Annotated in this window: 18 protein-coding genes; 6 read left to right on the top strand and 12 right to left on the bottom strand. The window is 65.0% G+C overall.

Annotated elements, in window-relative coordinates; genetic code table 11:
* Positions 1–70: 70 nt before the first annotated feature.
* The 5 genes from clcA (at position 71) to NCR93_RS19025 (ending at position 4,077) form a co-directional block, all read left to right on the top strand.
* The gene (gene clcA / locus NCR93_RS19005) at positions 71–1,396 is read left to right on the top strand and encodes a H(+)/Cl(-) exchange transporter ClcA (RefSeq protein ID WP_175979549.1); all 1,326 of its coding nucleotides are present in this window, start codon (positions 71–73) and stop codon (positions 1,394–1,396) included.
* Positions 1,397–1,464: 68 nt separating this feature from the next.
* A complete protein-coding gene (locus tag NCR93_RS19010; protein WP_239294387.1) occupies positions 1,465–2,493 on the top strand; it encodes an aldo/keto reductase in 1,029 nt (342 codons plus the stop codon).
* Between the two features lie 135 nt (positions 2,494–2,628).
* A complete protein-coding gene (locus tag NCR93_RS19015; RefSeq protein WP_033536710.1) occupies positions 2,629–3,243 on the top strand; it encodes a LysE family translocator in 615 nt (204 codons plus the stop codon).
* Between the two features lie 284 nt (positions 3,244–3,527).
* A complete protein-coding gene (locus NCR93_RS19020) occupies positions 3,528–3,695 on the top strand; it encodes a hypothetical protein (protein WP_160172929.1) in 168 nt (55 codons plus the stop codon).
* Between the two features lie 220 nt (positions 3,696–3,915).
* On the top strand, positions 3,916–4,077 hold the full coding sequence (locus NCR93_RS19025; RefSeq protein WP_008352793.1) for a DUF1328 family protein: 162 nt from the start codon (positions 3,916–3,918) through the stop codon (positions 4,075–4,077).
* 68 nt (positions 4,078–4,145) lie between these two features.
* Here NCR93_RS19025 and NCR93_RS19030 read toward each other — a convergent pair whose 3' ends face one another.
* The 8 genes from NCR93_RS19030 to NCR93_RS19065 all read right to left on the bottom strand — a co-directional run bounded on the left by NCR93_RS19030 (position 4,146) and on the right by NCR93_RS19065 (position 13,857).
* Positions 4,146–5,264, bottom strand: coding sequence for a diguanylate cyclase (locus tag NCR93_RS19030; RefSeq protein WP_175979551.1), 1,119 nt, complete (start codon positions 5,262–5,264; stop codon positions 4,146–4,148).
* A gap of 36 nt (positions 5,265–5,300) precedes the next feature.
* Positions 5,301–6,284 (bottom strand): chemotaxis response regulator protein-glutamate methylesterase, encoded by a 984-nt coding sequence (locus NCR93_RS19035; protein WP_175979552.1) that lies wholly within the window; start codon positions 6,282–6,284, stop codon positions 5,301–5,303.
* A complete protein-coding gene (locus tag NCR93_RS19040) occupies positions 6,281–8,506 on the bottom strand; it encodes a hybrid sensor histidine kinase/response regulator (protein ID WP_175979553.1) in 2,226 nt (741 codons plus the stop codon). The genes NCR93_RS19035 and NCR93_RS19040 overlap by 4 nt, the downstream gene beginning before the upstream one ends.
* Positions 8,503–9,198 (bottom strand): chemotaxis protein CheW, encoded by a 696-nt coding sequence (locus tag NCR93_RS19045; protein ID WP_175979554.1) that lies wholly within the window; start codon positions 9,196–9,198, stop codon positions 8,503–8,505. The genes NCR93_RS19040 and NCR93_RS19045 overlap by 4 nt, the downstream gene beginning before the upstream one ends.
* A complete protein-coding gene (locus NCR93_RS19050; protein ID WP_175979555.1) occupies positions 9,195–10,487 on the bottom strand; it encodes a CheR family methyltransferase in 1,293 nt (430 codons plus the stop codon). Before NCR93_RS19050 ends, NCR93_RS19045 begins: the two co-directional genes overlap by 4 nt.
* Positions 10,484–10,954, bottom strand: a complete 471-nt coding sequence (locus NCR93_RS19055; RefSeq protein ID WP_175979556.1) for a chemotaxis protein CheW — start codon at positions 10,952–10,954, stop codon at positions 10,484–10,486. Before NCR93_RS19055 ends, NCR93_RS19050 begins: the two co-directional genes overlap by 4 nt.
* Positions 10,955–10,966: 12 nt before the next feature.
* Entirely contained in the window at positions 10,967–12,592 is a 1,626-nt protein-coding gene (locus tag NCR93_RS19060) for a methyl-accepting chemotaxis protein (RefSeq protein ID WP_008352784.1), read from the bottom strand.
* Positions 12,593–12,702: 110 nt separating this feature from the next.
* A complete protein-coding gene (locus NCR93_RS19065) occupies positions 12,703–13,857 on the bottom strand; it encodes an MBL fold metallo-hydrolase (protein ID WP_239294386.1) in 1,155 nt (384 codons plus the stop codon).
* Positions 13,858–14,208: 351 nt separating this feature from the next.
* Between NCR93_RS19065 and NCR93_RS19070 the strand changes: the two genes are divergently transcribed.
* Complete coding sequence (locus tag NCR93_RS19070; RefSeq protein ID WP_239294385.1) at positions 14,209–14,478, top strand: hypothetical protein; 270 nt, start codon at positions 14,209–14,211, stop codon at positions 14,476–14,478.
* A 27-nt stretch (positions 14,479–14,505) separates the two neighbouring features.
* Here the strand turns inward: NCR93_RS19070 and xylB are convergent, their stop codons facing one another.
* The 4 genes from xylB to NCR93_RS19090 all read right to left on the bottom strand — a co-directional run.
* Positions 14,506–15,273 carry a D-xylose 1-dehydrogenase gene (gene xylB, locus NCR93_RS19075; protein WP_008352779.1) on the bottom strand — a complete coding sequence of 256 codons (768 nt, stop codon included), beginning with the start codon at positions 15,271–15,273 and terminating at the stop codon, positions 14,506–14,508.
* Positions 15,274–15,283: 10 nt separating this feature from the next.
* Complete coding sequence (locus NCR93_RS19080; RefSeq protein WP_008352778.1) at positions 15,284–17,068, bottom strand: IlvD/Edd family dehydratase; 1,785 nt, start codon at positions 17,066–17,068, stop codon at positions 15,284–15,286.
* A gap of 104 nt (positions 17,069–17,172) precedes the next feature.
* The gene (locus NCR93_RS19085; protein ID WP_175979558.1) at positions 17,173–18,213 is read right to left on the bottom strand and encodes a LacI family DNA-binding transcriptional regulator; all 1,041 of its coding nucleotides are present in this window, start codon (positions 18,211–18,213) and stop codon (positions 17,173–17,175) included.
* 13 nt (positions 18,214–18,226) lie between these two features.
* The coding region (locus NCR93_RS19090) for an SEN1982 family lipoprotein (RefSeq protein WP_241814103.1) at positions 18,227–19,113 on the bottom strand (887 nt) is incomplete at its 5' end.

Here is a 19,113-nt window from a genome sequence, read left to right on the forward strand (position 1 = left end):
AGCCCCATGCCCGCCGCGCCGCGCGATGTTACGCTTCGTTGCACATGCCGATTCCGGAGCGACATGCGCGATGAACGATAACGAAGTCACCAATCAGGACGATGAGCGCGCAGGACTCGTTCCGCTCGCGGCGGCATCGGTGGTCGTCGGGGCGGCGACGGGCGCGATCGGCGTGCTCTTTCGCTTCGCGCTCGAACGCGGCGATATCTGGCGCAACGCGTTCGTCGCGTGGGCGCACGCGGGCCACGATGCGGCGATCGTGCTCGTCGTGCTCGCGGCGACGGCGGCATCCGCGCTCGCCGCATGGCTCGTCGCGCGTTTCGCGCCGATGGCGAGCGGCAGCGGCATTCCACACGTCGAAGCGGTGCTGCGCGGCAGCGTGCCGCCTGCGCCGCTCGTGCTCATCCCGATCAAGTTCGTGGGCGGCGTGCTCGCCATCGGCGCGGGGCTCGCGCTCGGCCGCGAAGGTCCGACCGTGCAGATGGGTGCATCGATCGCACATGCCATCGGCACGTCTTTCAGGCGCAATGCCGGCGATTGCCGTGTGCTGCTCGCGGCCGGCGCGGGCGCGGGGCTCGCCACGGCGTTCAATGCGCCGATCGCGGGCGCAGTGTTCGTGCTCGAAGAACTGATGCGCCGTTTCGATACCCGCACGGCGGTCGCGGCGCTCGGCGCATCCGCGAGCGCGATCGCGATGGCGCGTCTGCTGCATGGCGATCTGCCCGACTTTCATCTGCCCGCGCAGCCGTTTCCCGGCTTCGAGATGACCGGCGCGCATCTCGTGCTCGGCCTGTTGCTGGGGCTGCTCGGCGCGCTGTACAGCCGCGTCATTCTCTGGACGATCGATGTCGCCGACTCGATCGCGCCGCCCGCATCGGTGAAACATGCGACGGCGCGCGCCGCCGTGGTCGGCGCGGCGGTCGGCCTGCTCGCGTGGTTCGCGCCGGCTCTCGCCGGCGGCGGCGATGCGCTGACCGAGCGCGCGCTGCTCGGCGCGGGAACCGTCGCGAGCGTGACGGCGATGTTCGCGTTGCGCTTCGTGCTCGGCCCGGTGTCGTATGCGGCGGGCACGCCAGGCGGCCTTTTCGCGCCGATGCTCGCGCTCGGCGCGCAGACGGGCCTCGTGTTCGGCCGCGTGTGTCTCGACTGGTTTCCCGGCATGGCGAGCCCCGCCGGCGACACCGCCACGTTCGCGGTGGTCGGCATGGCGGCGTTCTTCGTCGCGGTGGTGCGCGCGCCGGTGACGGGCATCGTGCTCGTCACGGAAATGACGGCGAGCTTCACGCTGCTTCTGCCGATGCTCACCGCCTGCTTCACCGCGATGATCGTGCCGATGCTCCTGCGCGTGCCGCCGATCTACGATTCGCTCGGCGAACGCGCGGCGCGGCATCGCTGACGCGGACGCTGCATGCGTCGAGCCGTTGCGGTAGTCTCGTCGATGGACTTCATCCACGAGGACACGCAATGGAATATCGACATCTCGGTGCTTCGGGCTTCAAGGTTCCCGTCCTGAGCTTCGGCACCGGCACTTTCGGCGGCAAGGGCGAACTCTTTCAGGCGTGGGGCGAGACCGACGTGAGCGAAGCGCGCAAGCTCGTCGACATCTGCCTCGACGCGGGCGTGACGATGTTCGACACCGCCGACATCTACTCGCGCGGCACGTCGGAATCGATACTCGGCGAGGCGCTCAAGGGCCGGCGCGACAAGGTCATCGTCTCGACCAAGGCGACCTTCCGCTTCGACGACAACGACCCGAACGCCGTCGGTTCGTCGCGCTTTCATCTCATCAAGGCCGTGAACGGGGCACTGGAACGCCTGCAAACGGATTACATCGACGTGTTCCAGTTGCATGGCTTCGATGCGAAAACGCCCGTCGAAGAGACGCTTTCCACGCTCGACGATCTCGTGCGCGCCGGAAAAATCCGCTATACGGGCGTGTCGAATTTCTCGGGCTGGCATTTGCAGAAATCGCTCAATGTGGCCGACCGTTACGGCTATCCGCGCTATGTCGCGAATCAGACTTACTACTCGCTGATCGGCCGCGATTACGAATGGGAGCTGATGCCGCTCGGCATCGATCAGGGCGTCGGCGCGATCGTCTGGAGCCCGCTCGGCTGGGGACGCCTCACCGGCAAGATTCGGCGCGGCCAGCCGCTGCCCGCGACGAGCCGTCTGCACAAAACCGCCGACATGGGGCCGCCAGTGCCGGACGAATATCTGTACCGCGTCGTCGATGCGCTCGACGCCATCGCCGAGGAAACCGGCAAGACCGTGCCGCAGATCGCGCTCAACTGGCTGCTGCAGCGCCCGACGGTCGCGACTGTGCTGATCGGCGCGCGCAACGAGGAGCAACTGCGGCAGAACCTCGGCGCGGTCGGCTGGAACCTCACGGCGGAACAGGTGAAGAAGCTCGATGAGGCGAGCGCGGTGCGGCCCGCGTATCCGTACTGGCATCAACAGGGATTCGCGGAACGCAATCCGTTCCCCGTGTAAGGAGGTTGGGCTGGGCGCGACGGCGCGTCGCGTCCGGACACCGTACAGGAAGTCACCTGACAATCTGTACCGGTACTGTACCGGACACCTTCCGTACACTTGGCGCTCATCGAATCCTTCATTGCGGAGCGCGCCATGCCCACCGAACTTCTGAACGCCCTTCCAGCCGCCGCGCTGTTCGCGCTGGTGACGACCATCACGCCCGGTCCCAACAACACGATGCTGCTCGCCTCGGGCGTCAATTTCGGGTTGAGGCGCACGCTGCCGCACATGCTCGGCATCAGCGCGGGCATGGCGATCCTGATGATCGCGGTCGGCCTCGGGCTCGCGCAGGCGTTCGAGCGTCTGCCGATCCTCTATACGGTGCTGGAAGCGGCGAGCGTCGCGTATCTGCTGTATCTGGCGTGGAAGATCGGCACGTCGTCGTCGGTGCAGATGCGCGACAGCAAGGCGCGCCCGATGCGCTTTCACGAAGCGATCGCGTTCCAGTGGATCAATCCCAAAGCGTGGATGATGGTGCTCACCGCCGCGAGCACGATCCACCTGCACGCGAGTCTTTCGCTGAACGCCGCGCTGATGGCCGTCGTGCTCGTCGTGATCGGCTTGCCGTGCATCACGATGTGGGCCGCGTTCGGCACGTCGCTGCGCCGCTTTCTCGCGGATCCGCGCCGGTTGCGCATGTTCAACATCACGATGGCCGTCTTGCTCGTGTTGTCGCTGTATCCGATCGTCGCCCATTTTTTCGCTTGATGCGCGATCCGAAACATGCGCGTCGTCTTTGCCTCGACGCGCGTCCCGGTGCATACTGGCCTTACGCGCCGGCACGCAAAATCTGCCGTCCTGCTTGCAAGATTGGGACTGCGTTTCTTTATCGTCAGCACGGTCTGTTCACCTTTCCGCCCGAACGATCCTCAACTGATCCTTAAGCGATCCTTTAAGGCGGACTATTCAGCCCGGCGCGTACAAGCCTTGCTAGTCCGTTGGTTCGCGCCGAATCGTCGGCGCGGCTTTGAAATCTGTTCAAGGAGTACGCCATGTCTGGAGCCAATCGCCCGTCCGGTCCCGCCACGCGCAAATCCCTCGACCTAGCCGATCAGATCGAACGCGATGAACTGGAGAACAACCTGCCGGATGCGCTCAACAGCGTCGACGACGAAGACGACGACGATGAAACCGACTCCGATCGCACACTAGGCCGTTAGCCTCGACAGCCGGACACATCGCGCGAAGGCAAGCGCGATCCGCGACGCCGCAATGTTCCTTTCATTGCGGCGTTTTTGCATCTCCGGCACGCGGGCGATGCGCTGGGCACGTCCGTTGCTTTGAACGATGCGCGGGAAAACCGATGAGCGAAAGCGGCGGCATCGATCCGCCTGCATATCGACCGATCAACCGATCATCCGATCCACCAAGGAGGGCAACATGCTCCGTTACGCTGTCATCTTCTTCATCATCGCGATCATCGCGGCCGTCTTCGGCTTCGGCGGAATCGCAACGGGCGCGGCGGAAATCGCCAAGATCCTGTTCTTCATCTTTATCGTGATCTTTCTGGCGACCTTGCTGCTCGGCGTGTTCAGGCGATGACGCCATTCACGCAGCACACGCCGTAAAGCAAAACGCGCGGGCTTCGACGAAGGCCGCGCGTTTTTTCGTCAGGTGACGATCACCCGGTTCTTCCCGTCTCTCTTCGCGCGATACAGCGCGAGATCGGCGGCTTCGACGAGCTGCTTCGACGCATCGTCGTGCATCGCCATCTGTATCGCGCCGCCGACGCTGATCGTCACGCGCCCGCTCGACGAACCCGCATGCGGCACGTCCAGCGCCTCGACCGCGATGCGTATTTTCTCGCCGAGCAGACGCAAGCCCGGCGCCGATGTCGAGAGCAGCACGACCGCGAATTCCTCGCCGCCGAAGCGCGCGGCGAGATCGGTCGGACTGGCGAGACTCGATTCGATCGTATGCGCGACGAGCTTCAGCACATCGTCGCCGGCGACGTGGCCATACGTGTCGTTGTACGACTTGAAGTTATCGACATCGATCATCAGAAAGCCGATGGACGCATGCTCGCGAGCGGCGCGCCGCCATTCCGCGTTCAGATAATCGTCGAGACGGCGGCGATTCGACAAACCCGTCAGCCCGTCCGAATGCGTCAGGCGCTGCAATTCCAGATTCGTTTCGAGCAGCTTCTGCTGCGACTGACGCAGCGCGCCATACGCTTCGTCGCGTTGCAGCAGGTTCTGATACGAACGCGAGTGATAGCGCACGCGCGCGACGAGCTCGATGGTATCGGGCAGCTTCACGAGATAGTCGTTCGCGCCCGCCGCGAATGCCGCGCTCTTGATGCGCGGCTCTTCCTTCGTCGAGAGCACGATGATCGGGATATCGCGCGTCGCCGGATGCTCGCGGTACTGACGCACGAGCGTCAGGCCATCGACGCCGGGCATCACGAGATCCTGCAGGATCACCGTCGGCCGCGTTTCCTGCGCGGTGCGCAACGCCTCTTCCGGATTCGCGCAGTAATGCAGATCGACGTTGCGCTCTTCGGCGAGCGCGCGGCGCAACGCTTCCGCGATGATCGCCTGATCGTCGACGAGCAGCACCATCACCGGCAACTCGGCGGCGGGCGGCGCGTTCAATGCGGCGGCGAGCAGATCGGACACGGCGCGCTCGTCCGCGATTGCACGCGAGCCCGCGCGCTCGATGCTCGCCGACGCGGCGGCCGCGGCCCGTTTCGCGCGCTCGGCCAGCGGATCGGGATGAGGAGTTTTCATGAAAGGTGTGTCCTTGGTTGATGTGCTTCGCTGAGCTCAGTCGAACGCCTTGGCGATCGCATCCGCGATGCGCGGCAGCGGCAGTATCGACGCCGCCGCGTTGAGCGCGGCCGCCGCCTTCGGCATGCCGTACACCGCGCTCGTCGCCTCGTCCTGCGCAATGGTGTGATAACCCTTCGCGCGCATCGCCTTCAGTCCGATCGCGCCGTCGCGGCCCATGCCGGTCAGCAGCACGCCGACTGCGCGTCCGGTCCAGCGCTCGGTCACGCTCTGAAAGAACACGTCGACGGACGGGCGATACGGCAATTGCTCCGGATGCGCGGTGTAGCCTAGGCGCGTGGCGTCGGCGAAATGCAGATGATCGTTGGTCGCGGCGAGCAGCACTTCGCCGGGCGCGGGCCTGTCGCCTTCACGCGCGATACGCACGGGCAGCGCCGATTGCGCATCGAGCCATTGCGCCATGCCTTCGGCGAACGCGCGATCGACGTGCTGCACGATGACGAGCGCCGCCGCGAAATGCTTCGGCAACGCGCCGAGCAGTGTCGCGAGCGCGGACGGTCCGCCCGCCGATGCGCCTATCGCGACGAGACGATCGCCGCTCTTCATGGCGGGCAAAACGCTCGACGATGCGAGCCGCGCGCCGATCTGATCGATCTTCGCGATCAGCGCCGCCGCACCGCGACGCGCATCGGCGCCGGCGAGCGCGGGCGTATCGACGGCATCGAGCGCGCCCGCGCCCATCGCTTCATAGACGCGCCATGCGTTCGCGCCGACGTCGACCGTGACGACGAGAATCGCGCACGGCGAACGCGCCATGATGGTCCGCGACGCCTGCACGCCATCGACATTCGGCATCACGAGATCCATCAGCACGACATCGGGCGTGTGCGCCGCGCAATAGTCGATCGCCTGCTGGCCGTCGTGCGCGATCCACGCGATGTCGAAGTCGGGCCGCGACGCGAGCGCGCGACGCAACGCTTCCACCGCGAGTGCAACATCGTTGACGATGCCGATCTTCATGTCTTCGCCTCGCCGATGAGATCGCGCACGGCATCGATCAACGCCTGATCGTGAAAGCTGCCTTTCGCGAGGTAATAGTCCGCGCCCGCGTCGAGGCCGCGCTGACGATCTTCCGCGCGATCCTTGTACGACACGATCATCACCGGCAGGGCGGCGAGTTGCGCATCGCGCTTGACGAGCGTGACGAGCTCGATGCCATCGAGCCGCGGCATGTCGATATCGGTGATGACGAGATCGAAGTCCGCGCCGCGCACCGCGTTCCAGCCGTCCATGCCATCGACCGCGACGGACACGTCGTAGCCGCGCGACGCGAGCAGCTTGCGTTCGAGTTCGCGCACGGTGAGCGAATCGTCGACGACGAGCACGCGCTTCGCGCTCGCCACGCGCGCACGCGAAGCGCCGGCACCGACGCGCCCGAGCTCGCCGCTGCCGACGAGCTTCTCGACGGAACGCAGCCAGTCGTCGAGATCGGCGATGAGCAGCGGATCGCCGTTCTCCATCAGCGCGCCCGCCGCGATGTTGCGCACCTTGCCGAGGCGCTTGTCGAGCGGTTGCACCACGAGCATCCGCTCGCCGAGAAAGCGATCGACGACGATGCCGTAACTCGCCGCGCCTTGTCCGATGACGACGACGTTGAGCCTTTCGCTCGCGGCTTCGAACGCGGCGGTTTCGAGAATCTGATGCGCGGTGACGAGGCCGATGCGCTTGCCGTCGAAGGAAAAATGCTGCTGGCCTTCGAGCATGTCGATGGCGCTCGCGGGCAGCACCAGCGTGCGCGCGACATGCGCGAGCGGCAGTCCGTAGGGCTCGCCCGCCACTTCGACGATCAGGCTGCGGATCACCGACAACGTCAGCGGCAATTGCAGCGCGATGCGCGTGCCTACATGCGTTTCCTGCGTCACGCGCACGCTGCCGCGCACTTGCCGCACGATGTCCTGCACCGCATCGAGGCCGACGCCGCGGCCGGATACATCGGTGACGGCATCGCGCATCGAAAAGCCGGGCAGCAAGAGAAACTCGAGCAGTTCCGCTTCGGTGAGGCGCGCGGCTGTATCTTCGCTCGCGAGACGCTTGCGCACGACCGCGCGGCGAAGCGCATCGAGATCGACGCCCGCGCCGTCGTCGGACACGCTGATGAAAAGCGAGCCCGCGCTATGGCGCGCTTCGAGCGTGATCGTGCCGATTTCGGGCTTGCCGAGCGCGCGGCGCAATGAGGGCGGCTCGATGCCGTGATCGACCGCATTGCGCAACAGATGCCCGAGCGGCGCGTCGAGCAGATCGAGAATGTCGCGATCGACCTGCGTCGATTCGCCCGCGATGACGAGATGCACGTCGCGGCCGAGTCCGCGCGCGACATCGCGCACCATGCGCGCGAAGCCGCCCGTTGCATCGACGAAGGGACGCATGCGGCACGCGAGCGCTTCGTCGTAGATCTGCTGCGCGAGATGCGTCGAACGCCGGTCGTAGTTTTCCAGTTCAGCCAGACGCTCGCTCAACTGACGATGCGCTTCCGCCGTCAAACGACGCGCTTCGTCGAGCGCGGCGTGTGTGCGTGCATCGAGTTGCGCGGCGTTCGAATCGGTCAGCGATTCGTGCAGGCGTTCGAGCGCGCGGCTCGCATCGTGCTGCACGCGCTTCACGCGCAGCATCGATTGCGAAAACGGCTTCAGCCAGCGCGATTCGACGAGCGATTCGCCCGAATGACTCAGCAGACGATCGAGCGTGTCCGCGCGCATGCGCAACATGCGAGCTTCGTTCGTGCGCGATGGTGCCGGAATTGGCTCGGACGGTTTCGTCGGTGTAAGTTCGCGTTGGGATGTTGCGCCTTCCATATGCGCGCTGAGGCCATCCACGAACGCATCGACTTCGCGTTCGAGCGCGGTCTGTGCATCGATATCGCGCGCCTCGCCGATCTGCACGATCAGATCGACACCGCGCAACAGCATGTCGATGTAACCCGCATCGAGCACGATGCGCCCTTCCTGCGCTGCGACGAAACAATCTTCCATCACATGCGCGAGCGTCACGCCGACCGGCACGCCAACGACACGCGCGGCGCCCTTCAGCGAATGCGCGGCGCGCATGCTCGCTTCGAGGGTGACGGGATCGCGCGGCGCACGTTCGAGCGCGATGAGGCCATCGGAAAGAATCTGGGCCTGCCCGCGCGCTTCTTCCTGAAAGAGGTCGAGCAGCGACGAACGTCCCGCATCGATGCTCGTCATGTGAGACTCCGGTTCAGGCTGTCGATGAGTCGATCGGCGTCGAGCAGGCCGACGGTCGCGTGCCTGAACGCGGCCACCGCATGCGCGTTCGACGACAGGCGCTGGGCGAGCGTCGCGGGCACCGGCTGAAGCTGCGCCTGCGTGAAGCGATGCACGCCGTCGACGGCATCGACGGGAAAAGCGATCGGTCCTTCGTGATCGCCATTGCCGCACTGCATGACGATGAGACGCCCGAGTTCGCGGGCATCGAGCGATACCTTTTTTGCAGCGCTTTCGTCCGCTTCGATGCCGAACAGCCGCGCCAGCGAAGCGCACACGATCAATCTGCCGCGCACGTTCACGACGCCCAGCACCGCGCGATTGCGCCGATGCGGCAGCGAATGCACCGGGCGCAATTGCGCCACTTGCGCGCAGAGGTTCGTCGGCAAGCCGAGCCATTCGCCGCCGATGCGAAACACGAGACATGAGAGCGTATCGGTTTGCTTGTCGCCTCGTTCGACGACCGCCGAAGCGACGATCGACGTACGCGCTTCCACGCGATCCAGCACGCGCGCTGCGGCTTCATCATGAACCGGGCAATTGCGGCAATGCACGTAGCGTTCGAGCTCCGGGCACGATGCATCGCCGCGCACGCCGATGCGGTTCCAGCAATCGTCGATATCGTTCGTGACGCCGATGTCGCGTGCGTTCATCGCGCGCGCTCCGTGACGCGTTGCGCACGCGCGAGCAGCAGACGCGCGCCGCTTTCATCGCCGTCGAGCGAGAGACACGCGGCGAGATGCGTGAGCGCCTCGCGATGCGCGGGATCGAGATACAACGCACGACGATAATGCCCGCGCGATGCCTGATGCTCGCCACGCGCATCGGCGATCACGCCAAGCAGATAGTACGCATCCGCGTTCGACGGATGCGCGTCGAGATACGCGTGCGCGGCATTCGCAGCGGTGTCGAGCTGGCCGGCATCGGCGAGTTGACGCGCGTGCGCAAGACTTGCCGGCGGCGCGGGTTCGGCGGGCGGCTTCGCAACCGGCATCGCACGAACGACGGTCGGCGCACTCGCCCATGCGGGCAACACGAACGCGGGCTTCATCGGCTTCGCGATGATCTGCGGACTCGGCCATGCACCATCGAACACGTTCGCGCGCTCGCGCTCGGGCCGATTGAACGCGAAGGCGAGCGGAATGTTCGCGGAACTCATGCCCTCGCGCATCAGAAGACCCGTCTCCGCCGGACCGACGAACAGCGTGCCGCCTTCTGCGAGCAAGCCATCGAGCACGCGCAGAACGGCGCGCTGCGTATCGCGATCGAAATAGATCAGCACGTTGCGGCACAGAATGAAATCGAAGCGCTCGAACGCATGCGTATCGAGTTGCAGCAGATTCGCTTGCGAGAAGCGCACGCTCTGTGCGACGGCGGGATCGAGCTGCCAGCCGCCATCGGTCGCGCGGAAATGACGGTCGCGAAAACCGAGCGCGCGTCCGCGAAACGCGTTGCGCCCGTAATGCGCGCGGCGCGCAATAGCGAGCGCGCGTTCGCTCACGTCGATCGCGTCGATGGTGAAGCGCTCCGCAGCGATGCCCGCTTCGATCAGCGCCATCGCGACGGTATAGGCTTCCTCGCCGGTCGAGCACGGCGCGCTCAGCACGCGCAGCGGCTTCGCGGGCCGTTCATGCAGACGCACGCGCGCAAGTCGCGCGAGGGCGGCGAACGCTTCGGGATCGCGGAAGAACCACGTCTCCGGCACGACCACCGCTTCGATCAACTCCTGCATGCGCGCGCCGTCCTGCATCACCGCGCGATAGTAATCGTCGAGCGTGCCGCCTTGCTCGTCGCGCCACAGGTGGAAGCGTTCGCGCACCGCGCGCGATACGGCGTTCGCGCCGATCGATTCGGCATCGAGGCCGATCGTGCGATGCAACAGCTCGATGAAGCGGCCGACGCCGCATGCTTCGTCCGCGAAGGCGCTCGGCAGCGCGCTCATGCTTCGCTCCCGGCGAAGAGCAGCGTCTGCACGTCATCGGGCAACAGATGCTCGATGCGAACCCATTGCAGCAGGCCTCGCTCGTCACGCGCGAGCGGACCGAGATAGCGCGCGTGCGGCGTGCCGATGCCCGCATCGGTGAACGAAGCGGCATCGAACGTGACGGTGCGCGTCGCCTGTTCGAGCAGAAGACCGAGCCGATGATGCTTTATCGCGCCGTCGTCGCCGCAACGCGGATACGCAACGAGCGCGAGCCGCGTCGACACTCTCTCGTGCGAGGCACGCGCGAGCGCGAGCGCCGCGAGATCGATGACGGGCACGTTGGCGCCTTCGCAGTCGAGCACGCCCGCGACCCATGCGGGCGCGCCCGGCAGCGTCTTCAGCGGCGCGAGCGGCAGCATGCGCTCGACCTGCGCGCTGTCGAGAAGATAGCGGTCGGCGTCGAGCGTGAACTGGACGAAGAGCATCGCGGCGCGCCTTTAAGCGGCGATTCTGAAGCGCGACACACCCGTGCGCAGACCGTTCGCGACGTGCGTGAGATCGTCGATTGCCTGCGACGACTGGCGCAGCGACTCGGCCGTCTGTTGCGCGGCCTCGGAGAGTTGCGAGAGCGCCTGCGAAATCTGGTCCGCGCCGGTCGCCTGCGTCTGCATGCCTTCGTTGATCATCGAGAAGCGCGGCGCGAGCGTCTGCACCTGATGGATGATCTGCGAAAGCTGTCCGCCTACCTGCTGCACGTCGAGCATGCCGCGGCGCACTTCCTCCGAGAACTTGTCCATGCCCATCACGCCCGCCGCGACCGCCGATTGAATCTCCTTCACCATCTGCTCGATGTCGAACGTCGCGACCGCCGTCTGATCGGCGAGGCGGCGGATTTCCGTCGCGACCACCGCGAAGCCGCGCCCGTACTCGCCCGCCTTTTCCGCTTCGATCGCCGCGTTCAGCGAAAGCAGATTGGTTTGATCCGCAACTTTCGTGATGGTCGCGACGACCTGATTGATGTTGCCCGCCTTCTCGTTGAGGATCGCGAGCTTGCCGTTCACCGAGCCTGCCGCTTCCATCACGAGGCGCATGGTTTCCTCCATGCGCGTAAGCCCCGCCTGACCGGTGCCCGCGAGCGCCGCCGATTGCTCCGCCACGCCCGAGACTTCGTTCATCGTGCGGACGAGATCGCGCGCGGTCGCGAAAATTTCCCGCGACGTCGCGCCGATTTCCGTCGTCGTCGCGGCCGTTTCGCTCGCCGTGGCCTGCTGCTCGCGCGCGGTCGCGGCGATCTCCGATACCGACGTCGTCACCTGCACGGCCGATTTCTGCGCCTGGCCGACGAGGCCCGTGAGTTCATCGGTCATGCGGTTGAAGCCCGCCTCCAGCGTGCCGAACTCGTCGCGGCGCGCGAGCGCGAGGCGCTGTGTGAGATCGCCGGTACGCATCTTGTCGACGACGTCGACCATGCGCAGCATCGGCACCGTCAGCGCCTTCATCAGCATGAAGCCGAGCACCGCCGCCGCCCCGATCGCCACGACCATGATGACGATGAGCGTCGTTTCCGATTTCTGCACCGAGCCGCGAATGCTTTGCACCGATTTCGCGTTGAAGACTTCGTTATGCTCGACGAGCGCGCGCGTCGCGGCCTGACCCGCTTCCCACGCCGGCGTGAGACGCGTATTGAAAGTCGCGACGGCCGCGTCCTTCGAACCCGCGAGCTCTCGCAGCGTCTGATCCTGTACCGGAAGGTAGAGGTCGCGCTGGCGCTTGAATTCGTTGAAGAGGCGACGGTCGTCTTCTTCGAAGATGGTCGGCGCGTACGTTTCCAGCAGCTTGTCGATGCTCGCCCGCGTTTCGGCGAGATGCTGCGTGTCGCGGCGTATCTGCTCTTCGTCGCGGTCGATGAAGACGAGCCGCTGCGTCAGCGTGTAGTTCTCGATCCAGGCCGCGCGCAGGTCGTTGGAGACCGAGAAGCCGATCATCGAATCGTCTTCGAGGCTCTTTGCTTCGCGATCGATTCCGCCGAGCAGCGTGTATGACAATGCGGCCATGACGAGCATCAGGGTAAGGATGATGCCGAAGCTCGCCAGAATGCGATGCCGGATGGACAGTTGCTTCACGCGTTTGAGCCCTATAACTGGAAAAGGACGACCGCGCGCCGCGCGAGAAACGCGAGGCGTCGCAGATGCAGATGGATTTCCGCGCGTGAAAGACGCGCTGCCACACCGTGTTAACGGCCGATTGTGGCTGCGCTTGAATCCGGTGTGTCGAGATGAATCATTTCACCGTGTTTCAGCACGGTGAACGCGTCCGCGGGCAGGCCGGCGCGGCGCACGGCTTCGGCCAGACGGCGCGGCGGCTCGTCGAGCGGTTCGTCGGTCAGCTCGAACGAACCCCAGTGAATGCCGATCGCCTTTTTCGCATGCACGTCCTGGAAGATGCGCACGGCTTCTTCGGGATCGACGTGCTGCGCCTGCATGAACCAGCGCGGATCGTACGCGCCGATCGGAATGAGCGCGAGATCGAAGCCGCCGAAACGCGCGGCGATATCGCGGAAGTCCGGCGAGTAGCCCGTATCGCCCGCGAAGTAAAACGAATACGGACGCGCCGCGCCTGCCGGCGTTTTCACCACCCAGCCGCCCCACAGCGTTTCCGCGCGGTCGAATGGCGTGCGCGCGGACCAGTGCTGGCTCGGCACGAACCAGATATCGAGGCCGGCCGCGTGCGTTTCGTCGCTCCAATCGAGCTCTTCCACATTCGTTATGCCGATATCGTTCATCCACTGTTCGATGCCGAGCGGCACGAGAAAGCGCGGCGGCCCGCCCGCCTGACGGTTGAGCGCTTCGACGCTCGGCTTGTCGAGGTGATCGTAGTGATTGTGCGAGATCAGCACGATGTCGATATGCGGCAGCTCGTCGAGCGTAAGGCCGGGCGGCGTCTTGCGCTTCGGGCCGATGAACGAGAACGGCGACGCGCGTTCCGAGAACACCGGATCGGTGAGGATGTTCACGCCGTCGATCTGCACGAGCGCGCTTGCATGACCGATCCAGGTGAGCGTGTCGGCGGTGCGGTTGGCCTTGAGCCAGGCGATGCCGGGATGCGCCATCGGAAAGTGATAGCCGTTCGCCGGCGGCTTCGGCAAGCCTTGCTTGAAGCGCTCCCAGCGCCACTTCAGGAACGATTCGCGCGGCAAGGTTCCATAGTTGTTCTCGTAGCCCGACGAAGTGCGTTTTGCGTGATGCAGCGGCTGCGGCTCGTGCGATGCAGCTTCCTGGCTGCGCGCCGGCGTGCCTGACGCGCAACCCGCGAGCAACGCGAGCGCGCACAACGCGACATGAGGACGTCGCGCGAACACATCGGAGCAAAAAGCGAAGAAGACATGCATGTTTTGACGCAGTGCGCGCATCGCGGGCAGTCGATTGTACGGAATGCATGGAGAGCACGCTGTGCGCGCTCTGGTCCGATCATCGGAAAATTGCGTTGCGCCTCGTCCCGCAAGGCCGGGCTAGATAATTCATCGCTCTAAGCCGGAGTCGGCCCGCTTCTTGCGTTCAACTGCCCCAGCGCCGAAACAAGGCGTTTTCGAAATCCAATCGCGGCGCGTGCTGCTTTTTCGATGCGGACATCGCATCCCAGCACGCAGCAGGCCGGTGCCAGAGACGGGGGCGTCATGAGTGGCAGTCAAAGAAGAAACGCAACAAACACGTTCAACCCGCAATTGCATACGATGCACGCCATGCTGGTGTCCCGCGCGGCATCGCACATCGCGAGCGCGATGCGGCCCGAAGGCCGCGACGAAGCGCTCGCGGAGGGCATTACTGAAGTCATCGCCCATTGCGGAAACGCGGGGCTCGGCCTCTTTCTCGCTGCGGTCTGGCATTGGCTCGATGAACGCGACTACCACGAAGCCGCCGACGCCGTGCAGCACTACATCGAAAGCGGCACGATGCCGACGGTCAAGCCAACGCCGAAAGTGGTGCGGCGTCGCGACGTGCGCGTGACGTAGCCATCAGGTAACGCATCGGGCGACGCGTCAGGTGCCGAACCATCCGGCATCGACGTAATAGTCGCGCGCGGTGCAGCGCGCCGCATCGTCGGATGCGAGGAACAGCACCATGCGCGCGATGTGTTCCGGGTCGATCCGCTCATGCAGACATTGCTGCGCAAGCAGCTGCGCCTCGCTCTCCGGCGACTGCCACAACTTCATCTGGCGCGGCGTACGCACCGCGCCGGGAATCACCGTGTTCACGCGAATGCCATGCTCGCCGAGTTCGCGCGCAAGGCCGCGCGTGAGCCCTTCGATCGCGGCCTTCGCGGTCATGTAAAGCGTGAGATCGGGCAGCGCGAGATGCCATGAGATCGAGCCCATGTTCACGATCGCGCCTTGCTTCTGCGCGCGCATGCGCTTCGCGGCCGCCTGCGCGCAGAAGAACTGATGCCGCAGATTCACGGCCATGCGCTCGTCCCAGTACGCAGCGCTCACATCGTCCCAATGATGGCGGTCGTCGCTCGCGGCATTGTTGATCAGCACGTCGATGGAACCGGCTTCGCTCGCAATGGCATCGAAGGCTTGCTCGATCGCGCCGGCATCGCGCAAATCGCAACGAAGGAACTTCGGCGCATGCTGCTCGCTCGCGAGCGTCTGTTCGAGTTGACGCGAATCGGCCTCGGCGACATCGATGAAAAACACGCGCGCGCCCTGCTTCGCGAACGCCTCGACGATCGCCGCGCCGATGCCGCTGCCGCCGCCCGTCACGACAACACGCTTGCCCGCAAGACTCGGATAGATGGCGTAGGACATGGCGGCTCGCTCAATGTGAATGACGCGGATTGCCGCGCGTTTCGATGACCTTCAGATACAGCGTCGCGGGTTCGAGGCATCCGCCCGTCGACAACTGTCCGACCGTCTGCCGATACAACTCCTGCCACGGCGTCTGCGCAACCGGCGCGGCGAACGACGATTGCGCGCGACGGCTTTCGAGTTCGGCTTCGTCGAGCAGCACGTTCACGCTGCGGGCGTTCAGATCGACGCGAATCCGGTCGTTCGTGCGCAGCATCGCAAGACCGCCGCCGATTGCCGCTTCCGGCGACATGTTCAGAATCGACGGACTCGCGGACGTGCCGCTTTGCCGGCCGTCGCCCATGCAGGGCAGCGAATCGATGCCGCGCTTGATGAGCTCGGCGGGCGGCGCCATGTTCACGACCTCCGCACTGCCGGGATACGCAACGGTGCCGCAGCCGCGAATCACGAGAATGCAGTGCTCGTCGATCTCGAGCGACGGATCGTTGATGCGCGCGTGGTAATCCTCGGGACCGTCGAAGACGATCGCGCGCGCTTCGAACGTGTTCTCCGCGCCCGGCTCGCTCAGATAGGTCTTTCTGAACGCATCGCCGACGACCGACATCTTCATGATGGCGCTATCGAAGAAATTGCCCGACAGGACCATGAAACCCGCGCCGTGTTTCAGCGGATCGTCCGCCGTGCGGATGACCTCGTTGTCGGCGGCGGGCGCATCGCTCGCGATCTCGCCGATCGTGCGGCCCGACACCGTCAGACAATCGCGCGCGATGAGTCCGGCCTCGTCGAGTTGCCTAAGGACCGCAGGCACTCCGCCCGAGCGATGAAAACTCTCGCCGAGATACTCACCCGCGGGCATGCAGTTCACGATGAGCGGCACTTGCTCGCCGTGGCGCTGCCAGTCGTCGAGACTCAGTTCGATGCCCATGTGCCGCGCGATCGCGATCAAATGCGGCGGGCAATTCGTCGATGCACCCAACGCGGATGCAACGACGATCGCGTTAATGAACGCCTCGCGCGTCATGATCTTCGACGGCCTCAACTCTTCACGCACCATGTCGACGATGCGCTTGCCCGTGGCATACGCCATCTGTCCGCGCTCGCGATACGCGGCGGGAATGCTCGCGCACGTCGGCAAGGACATGCCGAGTGCTTCGGCGAGACTGTTCATCGAGAGCGCGGTGCCCATCGTGTTGCAATGTCCGATCGACGGCGACGATGCGGTCGTCAGGCGCATGAAGCCTTCGTAATCGATCTCGCCCGCCGCGAGCAGATTGCGCGCGTGCCAGATCACCGTGCCCGAACCGACCCGCTTGCCTTCGTACCAGCCATCGAGCATCGGACCGCCCGAGAGGACGATCGCGGGCATGTCGACGGTGGCGGCCGCCATCAGACATGCGGGCGTGGTCTTGTCGCATCCGGTGGTGAGCACGACGCCATCGAGCGGAAAGCCGTGCAGGATTTCGACGAGACCGAGATATGCGAGATTGCGATCCAGCGCGGCGGTCGGACGCCTGCTCTGCTCCGCGAGCGGATGCACGGGGAACTCCATCGGGATGCCGCCGGCATCGCGAATGCCCGCCTTCGTGCGCGCGGCCAGTTCGATGTGATGGCGGTTGCAAGGCGCGAGATCGCTGCCGGTCTGCGCAATGCCGATGATCGGGCGGCCCGATTGCAATTCCTCGCGCGTCAGGCCGTAATTCATGAAGCGCTCGACGTATAGCGCGGTCATGTCGGCGTGCGAGGGATCGTCGAACCACTCCTGGCTGCGCAGGCGCTTGGGATTCTGTTGGGGCATGAGGTGTCTCTCCATCATTCACAGTCGTTCGACGCTGTGTTCATAGTGGTGTTACCGGTAACATCGCGATCAATGTTAGCACGCAATCGCGTTACTGCTTCGGCTTAAGCGCTTTCGCGCGCTATCACGGAATAGGCCACGCGCACGCGCTTGGCCGGCGGTGCAGCAACGCCCTGATCGCGCGCTTCGAGCGCCGCGAGCAAGGTCTCTCCGGTGCGCAGGCCGATGCCGTATGCGTCGACGGAAACCGTCGTGATCGATGGCGTGCAGCATGCGGCAACCTCGAAATTGCCGAAGCCCGCGACGGCGATATCGTCCGGTACGGTGAGGCCGCGCCGGTGACATTCCATTATCGCGCCGAACGCGGACATGTCGCTCACGCACATCACGGCCTGCGTGTCGGGCCATGCTTCGAGCAGTGCGGCCATCGCCGGGCCGCCGTGACTCATCGTGATGGGCGAATCGCCGAGACGGATGATGCGTCGATCGTCGAGGCCGAGCGCCTTCATCTGCGCACGAAAGCCTTTCAGACGATCGAGACCGCGACGGTCGAGCTCGCTCGCCCCGCCCAGGAAGCCGATGCGTTGGTAGCCTGCGTCCGCCAGATACCGCACCATTGCGCGCGCGGCGCTGACGTTGGAAAAACCGACGGCGGCATCGATCGGATCGGAAGGCGAATCCCACATCTCCACGACAGGAATGCCCGAGCGGCGCAACAGCGCGCGCGTCGCTTCGGTGTGACGCGAGCCCGTCAACGCGATGCAGCGCGGCTGATGACGCAGCATCGAGCGCACGAGCCGTTCCTCGCGATCCAGATGGTAGTCCGTGTCGCCGATCAGCAATTGCAGGCCGTGCGGTTCGAGCGACGCGGAAAGACCGCGCACCGTGTCGGAGAAATTCGAGCTCGCAAGCGACGGCACCAGCACGGCAACGAATTCCGAACGGCCGGACGACAACGCGCCGGCAGCGGCATCGGCGACGTAGCCGAGTTCGTCGATAGCTTGCTGCACGCGTTCGCGCGTCGCCAACGCAACGCTATGTCCGGCGAGCACGCGCGATACGGTCATCTTCGACACGCCGGCGAGACGCGCGACGTCGGACATGCGCGGCGGGCCGGCGGAAGGATCGAAGTCTTGCTCGGACATGCGGCGATGGTCCTCAGTCGACGCGGACCCAGCCGTCTTCACGCTGTTCCAGGATGACATGCAGCTTCGTCTCGCCTGCTTCGCGGTCTGAGGCGGTTACCTCCGGGAAAGCGCGCTTGATGTCGCGATCGTCGGCCCACGGAGCCACGCTCTCCAGCTTGTAGGTGTAGGTAACGTCGGAACGGTGAGCGGTGGGATCGGGCTCGGTCCAGCTGACGACCTTGTCCAGCTTGACGTGCGCGTAACAAAGCATCCAGGCGCGCGGATCGCTCGTCGCGTTCGGATCGCCGGCGGGCCGGTTGGTTTCGACCGCGTACTTTTGCCCTTCGCCCGTAAGGCTGTACGCGAGGCCGTTCTGTTTGGCGTTAGCGTTCGCGGATGTCGGGGCCGCTCGCGCGATGAGCCCGCTCTTTTCGAGCGCAGCGAGCTGTTCGCGCAGCGCGGCAGCCGAATATTCGTTGAGGTCCCGAATGCTATAGGCCGATGGGAACGCGTAGGGGCCGCGGCCGCTGCGATTCAGGCATAGCAAGCCGCGATTCGTTTTCATGTCGGCGGAAATCGCGTCGCCGAGGCTGGACTCGCTTGCATCGTTCTTCTTGCCGCACGCCGCAAAAAGCAGCGTCGCGCTGACGGCGGCAATCAACAGGCTCGTTCTCATATGCGCTCCGGGATGGGTCGGCATGATGGGTACAACCTTTCGATGCCATTTTACCGACTGAAGCAGCGCATCGGAGTTGGAACGGCACCGGAACAGACTTCGTTGATGCAAATGCCGCGCTTCAAACGCAAAAACCCCACCTTTTGGGGTGGGGTTTTTGTTTGTAGCATGAGGAGCCTGACGATTACCTACTTTCACACGGGTATCCGCACTATCATCGGCGTGGAGTCGTTTCACGGTCC

The organism is Caballeronia sp. ATUFL_F1_KS39 (assembly GCF_023630985.1).
GTDB lineage: Bacteria > Pseudomonadota > Gammaproteobacteria > Burkholderiales > Burkholderiaceae > Caballeronia > Caballeronia zhejiangensis.